This is a genomic window from Microbacterium sp. RURRCA19A (assembly GCF_900156455.1).
Taxonomy (GTDB): Bacteria; Actinomycetota; Actinomycetes; order Actinomycetales; family Microbacteriaceae; genus Microbacterium.
In genome coordinates this window covers 526,260-543,669 of record NZ_FTNQ01000002.1, presented here as the reverse complement: position 1 = coordinate 543,669, position 17,410 = coordinate 526,260, and the positions used below count along the sequence as shown (strand labels likewise).

The 17,410-nt window shown below is 71.7% G+C and carries 13 protein-coding genes; 10 read left to right on the top strand and 3 right to left on the bottom strand.

From position 1 onward, the window contains the following. Positions 1–18 precede the first annotated feature (18 nt). Positions 19–1,527, bottom strand: a complete 1,509-nt coding sequence (locus tag BW982_RS10475; protein WP_217693678.1) for a glycoside hydrolase family 43 protein — start codon at positions 1,525–1,527, stop codon at positions 19–21. 8 nt (positions 1,528–1,535) lie between these two features. Further along, positions 1,536–2,612, bottom strand: a complete 1,077-nt coding sequence (locus tag BW982_RS10470; RefSeq protein ID WP_076492999.1) for a histidinol-phosphate transaminase — start codon at positions 2,610–2,612, stop codon at positions 1,536–1,538. Between the two features lie 59 nt (positions 2,613–2,671). On the opposite strand from BW982_RS10470, the gene BW982_RS10465 reads away from it, so the two are divergent. The 4 genes from BW982_RS10465 to BW982_RS10450 all read left to right on the top strand — a co-directional run bounded on the left by BW982_RS10465 (position 2,672) and on the right by BW982_RS10450 (position 8,707). Continuing rightward, the gene (locus tag BW982_RS10465) at positions 2,672–3,076 is read left to right on the top strand and encodes a phage holin family protein (protein WP_076492997.1); all 405 of its coding nucleotides are present in this window, start codon (positions 2,672–2,674) and stop codon (positions 3,074–3,076) included. 34 nt (positions 3,077–3,110) lie between these two features. Then, a complete protein-coding gene (locus BW982_RS10460; RefSeq protein WP_076492996.1) occupies positions 3,111–3,617 on the top strand; it encodes a low molecular weight protein-tyrosine-phosphatase in 507 nt (168 codons plus the stop codon). A 27-nt stretch (positions 3,618–3,644) separates the two neighbouring features. Further along, entirely contained in the window at positions 3,645–5,024 is a 1,380-nt protein-coding gene (gene purB, locus BW982_RS10455) for an adenylosuccinate lyase (protein ID WP_076492994.1), read from the top strand. Between the two features lie 317 nt (positions 5,025–5,341). After that, positions 5,342–8,707 carry an OmpL47-type beta-barrel domain-containing protein gene (locus tag BW982_RS10450; protein ID WP_254845575.1) on the top strand — a complete coding sequence of 1,122 codons (3,366 nt, stop codon included), beginning with the start codon at positions 5,342–5,344 and terminating at the stop codon, positions 8,705–8,707. A 64-nt stretch (positions 8,708–8,771) separates the two neighbouring features. Here BW982_RS10450 and BW982_RS10445 read toward each other — a convergent pair whose 3' ends face one another. After that, positions 8,772–10,976, bottom strand: coding sequence for an RICIN domain-containing protein (locus tag BW982_RS10445; RefSeq protein WP_076492992.1), 2,205 nt, complete (start codon positions 10,974–10,976; stop codon positions 8,772–8,774). Between the two features lie 183 nt (positions 10,977–11,159). Here BW982_RS10445 and BW982_RS10440 point away from each other — a divergent pair, with 183 nt between their 5' ends. The 6 genes from BW982_RS10440 to BW982_RS10415 are packed head-to-tail and all read left to right on the top strand — an operon-like array spanning position 11,160 to position 17,404. Beyond that, positions 11,160–12,926, top strand: coding sequence for a beta-galactosidase (locus tag BW982_RS10440; protein WP_076492990.1), 1,767 nt, complete (start codon positions 11,160–11,162; stop codon positions 12,924–12,926). Positions 12,927–12,969: 43 nt separating this feature from the next. Further along, entirely contained in the window at positions 12,970–13,854 is an 885-nt protein-coding gene (locus BW982_RS10435; protein ID WP_076492987.1) for an SIS domain-containing protein, read from the top strand. Then, complete coding sequence (locus tag BW982_RS10430; protein ID WP_076492986.1) at positions 13,851–14,777, top strand: ROK family protein; 927 nt, start codon at positions 13,851–13,853, stop codon at positions 14,775–14,777. Before BW982_RS10435 ends, BW982_RS10430 begins: the two co-directional genes overlap by 4 nt. Continuing rightward, entirely contained in the window at positions 14,774–15,679 is a 906-nt protein-coding gene (locus tag BW982_RS10425) for a 1-phosphofructokinase family hexose kinase (protein ID WP_076492984.1), read from the top strand. The genes BW982_RS10430 and BW982_RS10425 overlap by 4 nt, the downstream gene beginning before the upstream one ends. A 24-nt stretch (positions 15,680–15,703) precedes the next feature. Continuing rightward, positions 15,704–16,549, top strand: coding sequence for a class II fructose-bisphosphate aldolase (locus BW982_RS10420; RefSeq protein ID WP_076492982.1), 846 nt, complete (start codon positions 15,704–15,706; stop codon positions 16,547–16,549). 54 nt (positions 16,550–16,603) lie between these two features. Beyond that, positions 16,604–17,404, top strand: a complete 801-nt coding sequence (locus BW982_RS10415) for a DeoR/GlpR family DNA-binding transcription regulator (protein WP_076492980.1) — start codon at positions 16,604–16,606, stop codon at positions 17,402–17,404. Positions 17,405–17,410: the final 6 nt, after the last annotated feature.

Below are 17,410 nucleotides of genomic sequence, written 5' to 3'. Positions count from 1 at the left end.
TTCCGACAAGGCGCGGGGTCATTCCTCGCCGAGCGGCACGTAGCGCACGCTCACGACCCGCGCCGGCGTCGACCCGAGGGCGCGCAGCCCGAGGGTGCGGCCGGTGAACCCGCCCGCGACCTCTGTGGAGAGGTAGCGGCCGTCGAGCGATGCGATCCACCGCTCGCCGTCCGCGTCGACCAGGCCGAACCGCAGGTCGTCGGGGCCGTCGTGGGTGGCATCCGTCGCCTCGACGACGAGCGTCACGGCGTCGCCGACCGCGCGGGCGGAACCCGGGGATGCCTCGAGCGGACCGATGCGCGCCCGCACCTCGGCCGCGCCGCCCTCGAGCGCGACCTCGCACCAGTGCCGCTCATCGAGTCGGACCCGCAGGGCCACACCCGCCGAGGTGTCGACGCGCGCCTCGTATCGCCAGCGCAGATCGCGCACACGCACCGACAGCGCTGCGGGCGCACCGTTCACGGCATCCCGACGATCGAGCTGGAGCCCGCCGTCGGGATTGGGACGCGCGAACGCGGCGAGCGCCGCGCCGGGCGACACCCACCGCGGGTGCAGCACCGGGGCGGAGAAGTCATCGACGAACGCGATGTCGGGCCGGGCGGGCAGCTCGACGTCGGTGTGCACCACCGGCCAGTCGTCGACCCAGGCGATGCGGGCGAGGAAGGTCTCGCGACCCACGACGTGGAACCCCGGGGTGAAACCGCGCGGACGGACGCCGAGGTACACCATCGCCCACTCCCCGTCGGGGCGCTCGACGAGGTCGGCGTGCCCGGTGTTCTGCACGGGGTGGCCGGTGCTGCGACGGCTGAAGATCGGGTTCGACGGCGCCGGCTCGAACGGACCGTCGATCGCCCGCGACCGCGCCACGCACACCGCGTGTCCGCGCTCGGTGCCGCCTTCGGCGGTGAGCAGGTACCACCACTCCCCGCGCCGGTACAGGTGCGGGCCCTCGGGGTGCGCGAGGCCGCTCCCCCGCCAGATCACCCGCGGCTCTTCGAGACGGATGCCGCGCTCGAGGTCGACGCGCACCTGCGCGATCACCGGCAGTGTGCCGCCCGCGGGCCGCAGCGTCTCGTCGAGGGCGCAGTAGGTGAGAAAGCATCGGTCGTCCTCGTCCCACGTCAGGTCGGGGTCGATGCCGCCCAGTCCCGGGAACACGATCGGCTCCGACCAGGGCCCGGCGGGATCCGCGGCCGCGACGACGAACTGCTCGCCGCCGTGCTCGACGTTCGTGCCGACGACGAAGAACGTGCCGTCGAGGTGGCGGATCGTGGGTGCGTAGATCCCCCTACTCGCCCCCGACTCCCCGGCCGGGAACTGGCTCTCGCGCGTCAGCACGTTCCCGAGCTGCGTCCACGTCCGCAGGTCACGACTGAGGTGGATCGGGATGCCGGGCGCGTACTCGAACGACGAGTTGACCAGGTAATAGTCCTCGCCCACGCGGCACACCGAGGGGTCGGGGAAGAACCCGGGGATGACGGGGGTGGTCGCGGCATCCCGGATGCCGACGGCCGACGACTCGGTCACCGGCGGTCTCAGCGCGGGACGACGGAGGCGGCGACCTCGATCACGCGGTCGATCGACTCCTCCTCGCCGACCGAGATGCGGACCCCGTCGCCGGCGAACGGTCGCACGATGAGCCCGGCCTCCTCGAACACCGCGGCGATCTCCAGCGCACGCTCGCCCGCGGGGAGCCACACGAAGTTGCCCTGCGCCTGGGGCACGTCCCAGCCGCTCGCGCGGAGGCCGGCGGCCAGGCGGTCGCGCCGCTCGGCGAGGACGGCGACACGGTGCAGCAGCTCGCTCTCGGCATCCAGGCTCGCCAAGGCCGCCTCCTCGGCCGCCGCCGTGACGGCCAGCGGGATCGCGGTGCTGCGGGCCGCATCGAGCACGCGCGTGTGCCCGATCGCGTAACCGACGCGCAGGCCCGCGAGGCCGTACGCCTTCGAGAACGTGCGCAGCACGACGATGTTGGGACGTGCGAGCAGCGCGCGCACGCGGTGCCCCTCGACAGCGTCCGGGTCGGTGACGAACTCGGCGTACGCCTCGTCAAGCAGCACGAGCACGTCCGAGGGCACCGCCTCGACGAAAGCGGCGAACTCATCGAAGCCGACCGTGGGACCGGTGGGATTGTTGGGGCTGCACACCACGATCACGCGCGTGCGGTCGGTGACGGCGGCCGCCATCGCCGGAAGATCGTGACGCGCGTCCGCCGTGAGCGGCACCTGCACGCTGGTCGCACCGGTGACTGCGACGAGCGACGGGTACGCCTCGAACGAGCGCCACGCGTAGACGACCTCGTCACCGGGGCCCGCCGCCGCCGAGAGCAGCTGCGCGAGCAGCGACACGCTGCCCGCGCCGATGTGCACCTCGTCGGGCGACACCCCGTAGCGCGCGCCGAGGCGTGCACGCAGCCGGGCGGCCGTGGCATCCGGGTACCGATTGATCGACGTCGCGGCCTGAACGGCCTCGACCACCCCCGGAAGAGGACCGAACGGGTTCTCGTTGCTCGACAGCTTGAACGCGTCGGGGCTCGCCTGCTTGCCCTGCCGGTACGCGGGCAACGCGGCGATCTCGGGACGGATACGGGGGAGGACCGGCTCTTCACTCACATCGCGAGCCTAACCGCGACCCTCGTGCGCATGTCAGACCCCCGTGCCACGATGGCCTCATGCGCTTCGTCGTCCGCGTGGCCGTCAACGCCTTCGCCATCTGGATCGTCACCCTGCTCCCGGCCCTGCAGGTGACGCTCATCCCCTTCGCCCCCGGCGAGGGACTGCAGGTGGCGCTCACCCTGCTGCTGGTCGGGCTGATCTTCGCCCTGGTCAACACCATCGTCGGCACGGTCGTGAAGATCGTCGCCTTCCCCCTCTACATCCTCACGCTCGGGCTCATCTCGCTCGTGATCAACGGCTTCCTGCTGTGGCTCACCGCCGTGATCACCGCCAACTGGGACTGGGGGCTGCGCACCGGCGAGTTCTGGCTCACCGTCGTCGCGGCGCTGCTGATCGGCATCATCAACGCGATCCTCGGCGGCCTCCTGCGTCCGCGGAACGAGGAGCGCGCACGCCGCTGATGCGCTCGCGCCCGGTCCCCGCCATGATGGAGGGATGACCGCGAGTGCCGACGCGCCCTTCCGCGTCGTCTTCGTCTGCAGCGGCAACATCTGCCGGTCGCCGATGGCCGACGTGGTGTTCCGACGTATGGCGGAAGAGGCGGGCCTCGGTTCCCGCGTCGTCTCGACCTCGGCCGGCACGGGAGACTGGCACGTCGGCGAGCGCGCCGACCACCGGACCCTCGCCGCCCTCGAACGTCTCGGCTACGACGGTGCCGCGCACCGCGCGCGACAGTTCACGTTCGCCGACTTCGCGCACAACGACCTCGTCGTCGCCCTCGACCGCAGCCACGAGCGCGTACTGCGCGGCTGGGCCCGTCACGACGACGACGCCGACAAGATCGCGCTGCTGCTGTCCTTCCTCCCGGATGCCGAGACCCTCGACGTCCCCGACCCCTACTACGCCGGCCCTCCGATGTTCGACGAGGTGCTCGGTATGATCGAACGCGCCAGCCGAGCCCTGTTCCGGCAGCTCGAGCCCGCCATCCGTTCCGCGGGCTGACTTCTTCGCGCGACCCCCGGGAGACCCGTGTCCGCTCTGCCCCCGCAGCCCCTCAGCCCGCTCGACGGTCGCTATTTCGCCACCGTCTCGGAGCTCGGCGACTACCTGTCGGAGGCGGGCCTGAACCGCGCCCGCGTCGAGGTCGAGGTCGAGTGGCTCCTGGCCCTCACCGACCGGTCGCTCTTCGGCACCTCGCCCGTCTCGGACGCCGACCGCGCGCGTCTGCGCGCGCTGTACGAGGACTTCGGCGCCGACGAGATCGCCTGGCTGAAAGAGAAAGAGGCGGTCACCCGCCACGACGTCAAGGCCGTCGAGTACCTCGTGCGCGACCGTCTCGACAGCCTGGGCCTCACCGCCCTCGCCGAGCTCACGCACTTCGCGTGCACGAGCGAGGACATCAACTCCACTGCCTACGCCCTCACGGTGCAGCGCGCGGTGCAGCGCGTGTGGCTCCCGAAGCTCCGTGCCGTCACCGCCGCCCTCGCCGAGCTGGCCGTCGAGCACCGGGATGCCGCGATGCTCTCCCGCACGCACGGCCAGCCCGCGACGCCCACCACGATGGGCAAGGAGATCGGCGTCTTCGCGTGGCGCCTGGAGCGCGTCATCCGTCAGCTGGATGCCGGGGAGTACCTCGCGAAGTTCTCCGGTGCCACGGGAACCTGGTCGGCGCACGTCGCCGCCGAGCCCGACGTCGACTGGCCCGAGCTCACGCGCACGTTCATCGAGTCGCTGGGCCTGGAGTTCAACCCGGTCACGACGCAGATCGAGTCGCACGACTGGCAGGTCGAGCTGTACGACCGCGCGCGGCACGCGGGTGGCATCCTGCACAACCTCGCCACCGACATCTGGACGTACATCTCGCTCGGGTACTTCACGCAGATCCCCGTCGCGGGGGCGACCGGCTCGTCGACGATGCCGCACAAGATCAACCCGATCCGGTTCGAGAACGCCGAGGCGAACCTCGAGATCGCCGGCGGACTGTTCTCCACGCTGGCATCCACGCTCGTCACGAGCCGGATGCAGCGCGACCTCACCGACTCCACGACGCAGCGCAACATCGGCGTCGCCCTCGGCCACTCGCTGCTCGCGCTCGACAACCTGCAGCGCGGTCTCACCGAGATCTCGCTCGCCGAGAACGTGCTCCTCGCCGACCTCGACGCGAACTGGGAGGTGCTCGCCGAGGCGATCCAGACCGTGGTGCGCGCCGAGATCGCCGCGGGCCGCTCGAAGATCACCGACCCGTACGCGCTGCTGAAGGACCTCACGCGCGGACGCCGGGTCGGCGGCCCCGAGCTCGCCGAGTTCGTCCGCGGTCTCGACATCGGGGATGCCGCGAAGGAGCGCCTGCTCGCGCTCACCCCGGCGACCTACGCGGGTCTCGCGTCACGGGTGGTCGACGCGCTCTGAGGCCGGGCGGGTTCCCGCCGGCGCTTCGCCCTGCGGCGTCGGGTGCGGCTGCACCGTCCTGCGGCGGGTGCGGCTGTACCGCCCCGCGGAGAACGGCCGCGACACACGGACAGGCGGCATCCCCGATCGGCGTGTCCCCCACGAACTCCGCACGACGGAGCGGCACGGGACGGCGGCGGCGGCGAGCCGCGGTGAGCGGGTGGATGCCGCCGCCTCGACTGCATTCCGTAAACGGCATGTGATCGAACAGTGGACGCGCGGGCGCCTCGCACCCTACGGTGTTGACGTCAACATCCCCTCGCGACCCTGGGTCGCCCATGCGTCGCGACGTCGCGACGCGGAACGGAACCGACGCGATGACGCATCGACGCGCCCTCTCCCCCCGCCGACTCCTCGCGGCCGCCACGGTAGCCGTGCTGGCCGGAGCGCTGGCATCCCCTCTCTCCGCCGTCGCCCTCGACACCGACCCGAATGACGGGGTGCCGCGGGTGGATCCCCCGGTCACGTACACGTCCTTCGAGCCCCTCGCCGACCCCGGGCTCGGCGCCGCCGACTACTTCCAGCCGAAGTGGTACGACACCGACGGGCGCCACATCCAGGCGCACGGCGGGCAGATCGTCACGACCCAGGAGAACGGGCAGACCGTCTACTACTGGTACGGCGAAGACCGCACGAACGGCTACTGGAACAGCCCCGGGGTCGCGGTCTACCGGTCGACGGATGCCATGAACTGGACCAACCTCGGCGACGCGCTCCGCAGCATCACGACCCGTGACGATCTGCTGACGCCGTACTTCGAGAACCTGTACGACACCGTCGACGACAACGGTCAGCCTCGCAACGAGAAGATCGACGCCCTCGCGTACCACCTGAACTCGCAGCGGTCGGCGGACTACACCGCGATCTTCGAACGCCCCAAGGTGCTGCACAACGACAAGACCGGGCAGTGGGTCATGTGGTGGCACGCCGACGGCCGTACCGAGCCCGGCGGCAGCACGTACGCGCGTTCGATGGCGGCCGTGGCCGTCTCGGATTCGCCGGCCGGACCCTTCCGCATGGTCGGCGCGTTCCGGATGCCGAACCGGACGGACTATCAGGCCTGCACCCCCTACGCCGTGCCGGGCCAGGCGCGCGACATGACCGTGTTCCAGGACGACGACGGCAAGGCCTACATCTCGTACTCGTCGGAGGAGAACTACTCGCTGTACGTCGCCGAGCTCGACGACACGTACACGAACGTCACCCACACGACCGATCGCGACACCCTCGACGTGCACCAGTACTCGGAGGACGGCCGATTCCCGTACGTGTTCGCCGACGGCAGCGCCGGGGCCCCGGTGCGCGGCGAGGACTTCCAGATCGTGAAGGAGTGCGGCCACCTCGAAGCGCCCGCCATCTTCGAACGCGACGGCACGTACACCGTGCTCGCCTCGGGCGCGACCGGCTGGGCCCCCAACCCGCAGACCTACTACACCGCGAAGAGCCTGATGGGCACCTGGGTCCGCGGTGTCCAGGCGGGCGACGCGAACGAGACCGTGAACTACGCGAGCATCCCCGACGGCGGCGACGGGCTGCTCTCGGTCGGCGACACGAACCGGTCGACCTTCGGCTCGCAGACGACGAACGTGTTCGAGATCGAGCCGGGCAAGTTCGTCTACATGGGCGACCGGTGGAACGAGGGTCAGTCGGACTCGACCTACGTCTGGCTGCCCCTGACGATCGGCGAGAACGGTCGTCTCGAGATGCACAACCCCGCCGCCGAGGACCCCGCGCGCTACGGCGACGGCTGGGACACCTCCTACTGGGACGACAAGGGCTTCGGCCACGGCACCTGGTCGCTCACCCCGAACGCGGTGCCCGAGACCGTCCGGCGCGGAACCGCCCCGAACCTACCCGCGACGGTGAACGTCGACTCGGACGGCACGGTCGGACCGGTGGCCGTGACCTGGTCGACGCTGGACACGAGCGTCCTCGGACCGCAGACCGTGACCGGCACCCTGGCCGCCGACGCCCACTTCACCGCCGGGCGCACCTTCCAGCGCACCATCACCGTGACCTCTCCCGGTCTCGCCGACATCGCCCCCGAGGCGACGGTCACGGCATCCAGCCGCAACACCCTCGTCGGCACGATCGTCGACGGCAACCCCACGGGCAAGGGATGGGACGACTGGACCGGCAACGGATACCCGCGTGACAGCTGGCTCGCGTTCGATTGGGGCACGGTCCGCACGTTCGACTCGATCGTCGTGCACACCTATAAGGACGGCCCCACGGCGACCTGGCCCTCGCGGATCCAGGCGCAGTACCGCGATGGGTCCGGCGCGTGGGTCGACACCGAGGTCGGCGCGACACTCGCTCAGGATGCCTCGAGCCCCGCGCCCGTCGCCGTCCTCGACGCGCGTTCGCTCCCGGCCTCCAGCGCACTGCGGCTGCGGCTGACCAGCGAGGCGAACACGTGGCAGTCGATCGCCGAGGTCGACGTGTGGGGGAACGCCTCGGTGCCGAACGTCTGCCGCGGGGGCGACGCCATGGTGTCGGCATCCTTCCACCAGACGAAGTGGGCCACGATGCCCGCCGGGAACGCGTGCGACGGCAAGCAGAACACGCAGTGGTCGACCTGGACGGACGCGGGATTCCAGGACACCGCGACCTTCACTGTCGAGACGATGGAGATCCACCGCCTCGACAGCGTGTCGTTCACCAACACCGAGGGCACGGTGACCGGCGTCACGGCGGAGTACCGCACCCCGGCGGGTGAATGGAAGCCGGTGGAGCCCACCGGAGGCGCCCCGACGGTGACCAACGGGACCGAGACGACCCTGTCCTTCACGAAGGTCCTCGCCACGGGCCTCCGCCTCACCTTCGCCACGCCGGGTTCGTACCTCAAGATCCCCGAGATCGTGGTTCCCGAGGCCGGCGGCATCGCCGCGATCACGCCGATGCTGGGCGCCGAGCCCAACTCGGCCGGGTGGTTCGACGCCCCGGTGACGGTCCAGCTCTCGCACGACGGTGGCGCCGACGTCATCGTGCAGCACCGCATCGACGACGGCGAGTGGGTCGACGGCACCGATTTCCCCGTCGACACCGACGGTGCGCACACGGTCGCGTACCGCGCTCTCGTCGACGAGGTCGAGCAGGAGGACGTCTCCGGCTCGCTGACCGTGCGCATCGACACGGTCGCACCGGTCACGACGGCGACCACCGGTTCCGCCTCCGACGCGCTGCGCACCCTGGCGGTGCCCGCGGTGGCCGCGACCGTACCGAGCACCGGGACCGCGACGTTCACGGCGACGGATGCCACCTCGGGCGTCGAGCGCACGGAGTACTCGCTGGACGGCGGGCAGACCTGGCTCACCGGGGCGGCGGTCACGGTGACGGATGCCGGCTCCCACGACGTGCAGTACCGCTCCGTCGATGTGGCCGGGAACGTCGAGGGCGCGCGGACGGTCACCCTCCGAGGGGACGAGGGTGGAACGGATCCGGGCACGGACCCCGGCACGGATCCCGGAACGGGCACCGGGAACGGCGACGGATCGGGCACGGTCCCGGTGACCTCGGAGACCACCCCGCGCACCGGCGGTCTCGCCGCGACCGGAACGGAGCTTCCGATCGGGCTGGGGATGGTGGGGCTGCTCGCCCTCGCCGTGGGCGCACTGCTGACGGCGCGGCGACGCCGGGCCTGATCCGCGAACGCGAGAGGGGGTGTGCCGTCCTGTGGCACACCCCCTCTCGATCATTCGGTGACGGTCACCCGATGGACCACACCTGCACGGCCGCACCGGCCGGGGTCTGCTGCACGAGCAGGGCTCCGTTCGTCGCGCTCGCAGCCGAGAGCAGGAGACCGGACGACGCCGACCGGATCGTGTACCCCGCACCCGCGGTCTCGACGATCCAGCGCTGGTTCGCGCTGGTGGAGCAGGTCCATTGGATGATCTTGCCGCCGGCCGCCGTCGAGTTGTCGGCGACGTCGAGGCAGAGGTTCGACTCGCGCCCCTTGATCTGGTAGCTGCCGTCTGCGTTGCGGGTGAACGCGAACGACTGGTTCAGGCCGCCGGACGGGCTCCACAGAGCGAGCTGCTTCCCGGTCGTCGTGCTGTGGTCGGGGACGTCCACGGCCTTGCCGCCGGAGGTGATCGTGCGGTTGCCGCTGAGATCCGCGGACACCGGCGCGGTCCCCACCGCGGTGAGCGTCAACGCCTGCTGCGCGGCGGTGCGGCCGGCGCCGACGGTCGAGCCCGAGGCATCCGTCCAGGCCCGCACGGGTGCGGTCTCCGCGGTGCGGGAGGCCGTCGACGTGAGGTTGAGCGCGAGGCCGCTGTAGCGGTTGATGAGGCGCAGGGCACCGGTGGGCTGGTTGGTGCTCGCCGAGCGCTCACGCACCACCCACCACTGCTGGCCGACCGCGCCGGACGCACCGACGGGCAGCGTCGTCGTGGGCACGGTCCCCCAGGCTCGCGTGGAGGTCGCCGCCGCCGAGACCCCCAGGCGGGTGCCGCTGGTCGCGTTGGTGATCGTGTACGACCCGTCGCCCACCGGGGTGAAGTACCACTCGGTGCCGGACGTCGTCCCCGACGCCACCGAAACGGCCGTGGTCCCCGCGGCATCCTGGCTCAGCAGGCGTCCGCCCGCTCCCGCGATGCGATAGGTCTTCGACGCGTCGAGCGGAGCATCCGCCCCCGCCGACGGCGAGATCGACACCGGTACGTACTGGCTGCCGCTCCCGCTCTGGCACGAGATGTAGCAGTAGGCGCGGAAGTCCTTACCGACGATCAGGTTGCTGGTCTTGTTCGCGGGATCGAGGAAGAAGCGGTACCAGCTCGACGTCGTGTACGAGCCGGTGTCGCCGAGCAGAGTCCACTTCTGCGTCGTGAGGTCGGTGGTGCCGTAGAACTGCTGCGGCGCGTTCCCGCTCTGGTCGACCGCCTGCGGCTCGCCGATGTACATGCCGAGGTACGCGTTCCACGCGATGTCCATCACGAACAGGGGCGAGGTCGGGGCCAGCGTGCCGGCGGCGATCTGCTGTGCCGACGTCCCCGTCGCGCTCGGCTTGTACTCCAGCGCCGTGGGCAGGTAGCCGGTCTGGTCCGAGGACGTCACGGGGGTCAGGCTGCTCTCGCGGCCCCCCACGCCCGGCTCGGTCCAGGCACCGTTGTACCACTTGCGCCACGAGCTCGGTGCCATCTTGTCGGCGATGGGAGCCCGCGCGACGTGCGACTGGAACGACGTCCATCCGCCGGTCTTGTTGATCACGCGCGAGCCGTAATAGACGTAGAAGTAGCCGCTGGCGGCATCGACGAAGAGGCGCTGGTCGCCGTCGCCGTAGTAATACGTCTGGTTCGGGAAGGCGGTGGAGTCTCCCCGCGTCGTGCTGAAGGGCGAGGTCAGCGCGTGGTCGCGGATCGTCCACGTCTTGCCCTGGTCGGAGGACACCGCGTAGTCGATCGCGTCGAAGTGCGAGCCGTCGCCGAACGGGCTCCCGGTGAACTCGTTGTGGACGAGGCCGTACCAGTCGCCGCTGTCGGGGTCGACCCAGACGCCGGCGAGGTCGCAGAAGTTCTTCTGGGAGTAGGAGTCACCCGCGACGTCGGTGGCCGTGAGACCTGTCGGGCTGTTGTTGCACCGCCAGGTCGTGTCGTTGTTGCGATCGAGGCTGTTCGCCGGGTTGACGGCATCGCTGATCGCGGTGGAGCGCGTCGCGGTCTCGAGGTTGGTACCGCTGTAGAAGTCCCACTTGCGGACTTCGTCGGCGCCGTAGAGGGCGGCGGACTGCTGGTGGTAGTACGTGCCGTCCTTGTCGATGTAGGGATAGGCGGGCGTGTCCGTCGCCGCGGGCCCGGACGCGGGCGTGCCGACCGTGACGGAGAAGGTGGGACCGCCAACGAGCGCCGCCTGGGCGCCGGTGGCGGAAAGCGCGGCGACGGCGATGGCGGCGAGGCCCGTCGTCGCGACCATGAGGGAAACCCTACGAGGGGGATGAAGCACCGTTTCGGCTCCTTTGCTCGGTCGGCACACACGGCGCCGATCCGCCCCGATGGCGGATGGCGACACGGTATTGAGCATCCGGGTATTAGCGCAAGTGATTTTTTTAGGCTTTAATGATCACTAACAATCACTCCTCATCGAAGCGGACCGCCCATGACCCTCGCCCCCACGCTCTACTGGTCGAGCAACCGCTTCTGGCGGAACGGCCTCCCGACGCGGGTGATCGCCGGGTCGATGCACTACTTCCGGGTGCATCCCGGGCAGTGGGCGGACCGCCTGCAGCGTCTCGCGGATCTCGGCGTGACCTCGGTCGACACCTACGTCGCGTGGAACTTCCACCAGCCGTCCGCCGCGGCGGAACCCGACTTCTCGGGGTGGCGCGACATCGAGCACTTCCTGTCACTCGCGGCATCCGCGGGACTGGACGCGATCGTGCGCCCGGGCCCGTACATCTGCGCCGAGTGGAGCAACGGCGGCTACCCCGTGTGGTTCACCGCGGGCGCCCGCGGCCTGCGGACCGGCCGACCCGACTACCTCGATGAGGTCGCACGGTGGTTCGACGTGCTTCTGCCCCGACTCGTCCCCCTCCAGGCCGCGCACGGCGGGCCGATCATCGCCTTCCAGGCGGAGAACGAATTCGGCAGCTTCGGCGACGACCCGCGAGCGGTCGCCGCGATCGCGACCCTGCTGCGGGAGCGCGGGGTCACGGAGCTGATCTACACCGCCGACGGACCGACGCCGGGAATGCTCGATGCCGGCGCCGTCGACGGCATCCTCACCGCCCTCACCCTCGGCTCCCGCGCCGCGGACGCCCGCGCCCTCGCCCGGACCCGCCGCCCGGAAGAGCCGTTCTTCGCGGCCGAGTACTGGAGCGGATGGTTCGACCACTGGGGCGAGAACCACCACGTCCGCTCCCCCGAGAGCGCCGCCGGTACGCTCGCGGACATCCTCGCCGACCACGGCAGCGTGAGCATCTACATGGCCCACGGAGGCACGAACTTCGGGACCTGGGCCGGAGCGAACGTCGTGGACGGCGTGCTCGCCCCCACCGTCACGAGCTACGACTCCGACGCCCCGATCGCGGAGGACGGCACGCTCACCCCGAAGTTCCATGCCCTGCGCGCGGTGCTCGGCGTGGACCGCACGATCGAGTCGGTCGTCCCGACCTTCCTCCCGCCGAGCGAGTCGCCGCTCGCCCCCACGGCCGGAACCCTCGCCACGGCCCGATCGCTCGCGGGCGACGCCGTGCCCGCCGGCGCGGTGCTGTCGTTCGACGAAGCCGGGATGCCGGGCGCGCTCGGCCTGTACGAAGCCGACGTGCGCACAAGCGAGGATTCCTGGACCCTCACCGTCACGCGCGTCGCGGATCGCGGCTCCGTCTACCTGGACGGCATCCCCGTCGGCGACGTCGAGGGCGAGGGAACGCTGACACTCTCGACCCCGCCGGGCACGCACCGCCTCAGCATCCTCGTGGAGAACGTCGGCCGCGTGAACTACGGCCCCCTGATCGGCGCGGCCAAGGGACTGCTCGGCCCCGTCCTGGTGGACCGTCGACAGGTCCAGGGCTGGGATCTGCGCGAGGTCCGCATCGAAGCGACGGATGCCGAGACCCTGGCATCCGTGTCCGACGGACGCCCCGACCGGTCGGGACTGGCCGTCGCCACGCTCGACGTGGAGACACCGGCCGACGCGCATCTGCGCATCCCCGGGGCGCGGCGCGCGCTCGTGTGGGTCAACGACCTCTTCCTCGGCCGCCTCGACGAGCGCGGCCCGCAACACACCCTGTACGTCCCCGCCCCGGCGTTCCGCGCCGGCCGCAACACCGTCGCGGTGTGGGACCTCGTCGGTCGCCCGAAAACGGTCGTCGTCTCCCGGGAGGCCGAACTCGGCCCGCCCGAGGAGTACATCGAGACGTTCTGACGCCCGCTCGCACCCGCCCCGCGCACTCCATCGGAAGGACACCATGACCGCCACATTCGTCGAAGAAGAGATCGCCTCGCAGCCCCGCCTCTGGCGCCACGTCGCCGAACTCGCGCCCGGCTTCGCCTCCGCGCTGCCCGCGCGCGGCGAGCGCGTCGCGGTCGTCGGCTGCGGAACGAGCTGGTTCATCGCCCAGAGCTACGCGCGGCTGCGGGAAGCCGGCGGACACGGGTGGACCGATGCGTTCGCGGCATCCGAGTTCCCCGACGACCGCTCCTACGACCGCGTCATCGCGATCTCGCGCTCGGGAACCACCACCGAGGTCATCGATCTCCTGCGGCGCACGACCACGCCGACGGTCCTGCTCACGGCCGTCACCGCCACACCGGGGGCCGAGGCGGCGGATCAGACCATCGACCTCGGATTCGCGGATGAGCGCTCCGTCGTGCAGACCCGCTTCGCCACCACCGTGCTGATGCTGCTGCGCGCGCACCTGGGCGAGGACCTCACCCGGGCGATCGCGGATGCCGAGACGGCCCTCGACCTCCCCCTCGACACCCTCGTCGGCGCGGAGCAGGTCACGTTCCTGGGTCAGGACTGGACGGTCGGCCTCGCCGACGAAGCGGCCCTCAAGACCCGCGAGGCCGCGCAGTTCTGGGCCGAGTCGTACCCCGCGATGGACTACCGCCACGGTCCGCTCGCCATCGCTCAGCCGGGGCGTCTGGTGTGGGCCTTCGGGGCCGTGCCCGTCGGCCTCGCGGACGAGGTCGCGGGCACGGGTGCGACGTTCGTATGGCATCCGCTCGATCCGGTCGCCGCGCTCGTCGTGGCGCAGCGCTTCGCGGTCGCCCTCGCTCACGGCCGGGGCCTGGACCCCGACCGCCCGCGATCGCTGACCCGCTCGGTCGTCCTCGCCACCGCGGAATGACCGCGTCCGTCCTGGGGCCCGGCCCCGCCGTCGCAGCGGTCGACATCGGCGGCACGGCGATCAAGCTCGCCCTCGTCGACGCCGAGGGGCGGCCGGGTCCGGTGCTGCGCATCCCCACGCCGCGGGCGGAGCCGGAGCACATCGCGCTCGCGGTGCTCCGCGCCGCCGCGGACGGCCTACGCACCCTCTCCGGCTTCGCGACCGTGACGTCGGTGGGGATCGGCGCCCCGGGACTGGTGGACGATTCGGGGCACGCGGTGTTCTCGGAGAACCTCGGGTGGCGCGACGCGCCCCTCGCCCGGCTCGCCGCGGACGAGCTCTCACTTCCGGTGACGGTGGTGCACGACGTCCGGGCCGCGGGCGAGGCCGAGCGGCGCCTGGGTGCGGGACGCGGGCTCACGGACGTGGCCGTCGTCACGGTGGGCACCGGCATCGCCTCGGCCGTGTTCGTCGGGGGTGTCGCGCACACCGCCGGCGGCTACGCCGGGGAGATCGGCCATGCGGTCGTCCGCCCCGGCGGCGAGCCGTGCGTGTGCGGCAACCGCGGATGCCTCGAGGCCACCGCCTCGTCCGCCGCCCTCGCGCGACGGTACGCGGCCCGCACGGGCACCCCGGTCTCCGGCTCGGCCGACGTGCTGCGCCGCGCGCGCCAGGGCGACCCGGTCGCGGGGGAGTTGTGGGACGACGCCGTCGACGCCCTGGGACTCGGGCTGTCCCACGTGGCGGCCCTCCTCGCCCCCGAGGCGATCATCGTCGGCGGCGGTCTCGCGCAGGCGGGAGACGACCTGTTCGTCCCACTCCAGCAGCGGCTCGACGACTACCACCGGCTCCGCCCTGTCCCCCTCCTCCCGGCCCGGCTCGGCGAGGACGCGGGCGTGCTCGGCGCGGCACTGGCCGCGCGGGACGCGGGAGAACGGGCGTGATCGTCACCGCGACACCGAATCCCGCGGTCGATCTCACCCTGTCGGTCCGCGACCTCGACCGCGGCGGGTCGCAGAGCGTCCCCCCGGCGCAGCGACGACTCGGCGGCAAGGCCGTGAACGTCGCCCGGGTGGCCGCGCAGCAGGGCATCGATGTCACGGCCGTGCTCCTCGGGAGCGTCCCGGACGACCTCCGCGCGGCGGGGATCCCCGGCGTCGAGCTGGTCGTGGTACGCACCCGGACCGGCATCCGGTCGACCTACGCCATCGCCGAACCCGAGACGGGCGCGGTGACGATGCTGAACGAGACGGGCGCCCCGCGCCTCCCCCGCGAATGGGAATCGTTCGTGGATGCCGTGGCCCGGGCGCGCGACACGGCCTCCTGCCTCGTCGTGTCGGGTTCGCTGCCCCCGGACGCGGACCTGGCCCACGTCCGCGCGCTCGTCGGTGGGGCGCGAGCCGCGGGAGTACCCGTGATCGCGGATCTCGTCGGCGACGCACTGTGGGCCGCGGCCGCGGCCGGTGCCGACGTCGTGAAGCCCAATCGCGCGGAACTCCAGCGCACGGTCGGATACGACGACCCCGAAGCCGGCGCCCGGGCGCTGCAGCACAGCGGCGCCGGAATGGTGATCGTCTCGCTCGGCGAGGAGGGGCTCATCGTGGTCCCGCCCGCCGGCGCGCCCGTCCACGCCGCCCTGGACCGCGCCCTGCGCGGCAACCCGACCGGCGCCGGCGACGCGGCCGTGGCCTCCGTCGCCGCCCGGATCGATCGCGGCGAGCCGCTCGACGCGACCGCGGTCGCCACCGCCGCCGTCGCGTGGTCGGCGGCCGCCGTCCTCTCCCCCGTCGCCGGCACCCTCGACGACCGCCTCCCCGATCTCGTCGCGCGCGTCCGCGTGCGATGACCCGCTCCAGCTGAAGGACCCCGAATGCCCTGCGAGCCCACTGCCGCCCTGCTCTCCCACGCGGCGCGGACCCGAAGCGCCATCGGCGCGTTCAACATCGTCCACCTCGAGACGGCCGAGGGTCTCGCCCGCGCGGCCGAGGCGGCCGACGCTCCGCTGATCCTCCAGATCTCCGAGAACTGCGTCGCGTTCCACGGCGGGTTGGAGCCCCTGGCGCGCGCCACCGCGGCCATCGCCGCGCGGTCCTCGGCGCCCCTCGCGCTGCACCTCGACCACGCGGAGGACGTCGAGCTCGCCCTCGAGGCGGTGGACCTCGGCTTCGGATCCGTCATGTACGACGGTGCGAAGCTCCCCTATGCCGAGAACGTCGCGAACACCCGACGTGTCGTCGACTACGCGCACGCCGCGGGCGCCATCGTCGAGGCGGAGCTGGGGGAGATCGGCGGCAAGGACGGCGCCCACGCCCCCGGGGTGCGCACCGACCCGGACGAGGCGGAACGCTTCGTCGACGAGACGGGTGTCGACGCCCTGGCCGTCGCGGTGGGTTCGTCGCACGCCATGACGGATCGCAGCGCGACCCTCGATTTCGCGTTGATCACCCGGCTGCGGGACGCCGTCCCGGTCCCTCTCGTCCTGCACGGTTCGTCCGGGGTCTCCGACCGCGACCTGCAGATCGCGGTCGCCTCCGGCATCGCCAAGGTCAACGTCTCCACCCACCTCACGAACGTCTTCACGCGACGCGTGCGCGAGACCCTGGCATCCGATGTCCGGCTGGTCGATTCGCGCAAGTACATCGCTCCGGCGCGGGATGCCATGTCGGTGGAGGCCGCTCGCCTTCTCCGCGTGCTGTCGGGCGCCCCCCTAGACTGACCAGCGACCCGGACGGCCCGCGCCCGCAGGCCGCCGCAGCGAGAGGGAATGTCGATGGAGCGCGAGCGCCGACTGTCCGACCTCGTGGACTACATCGTCGAACGGGGGAGCGTCCGTCTCGAGGAAGTCCTCGAGCGCTTCGACGTGTCTCCGGCGACGGCCCGACGCGACCTCGACGCCCTCGCCGACCAGCAGCTCGTCACCCGGACCCGGGGCGGAGCGATCGCCAACGGCTCGTCGGGCGACGTGCCCCTGCGGTATCGCACCGTCCGCCAGGGGCGGCAGAAGGGCGCGATCAGCCTCGCCGTCGCCGACTCCATCGAGCCGGGCAGCGTCATCGCCTTCAACGGCGGGACGACCACCACCATGGCCGCTTACGAGGTGGGCGTGCGGTCCTCGGCCGACGAGGCCCTGAGCCACGCCCCGCTGACCGTGGTGACGAACGCGATCAACATCGCCAACGACCTCATCGTCCGCCCCCAGCTGCGCGTCGTCGTCCTCGGCGGGGCCGCACGCATGCGATCGTACGAGCTCATCGGCCCGCTGGCGTCGCTGATCCTCCCCGCGATCTCGATCGACACCCTCTACCTCGGCGTCAGCGCGATCGATCTGGACCGCGGTCTGTTCACGCACGACGAGGGCGAGGCCGCGGTCAACGCCGCGCTCGTCGAGGCCGCGCGCCGGGTCGTCGTGGTGGCCGACTCCACGAAACTCGCGACGACCGCGTTCGCGCGGATCTGCGGTTTCGATGCCGTGGACGCCCTGATCACCGACGACGGCCTCAGCGACGCCGATGCCGCGCGCCTGGCCGAGCGGGGCCTGGACGTGACGCGCGCCGGGACCACGGCATCCTGAGCCCCG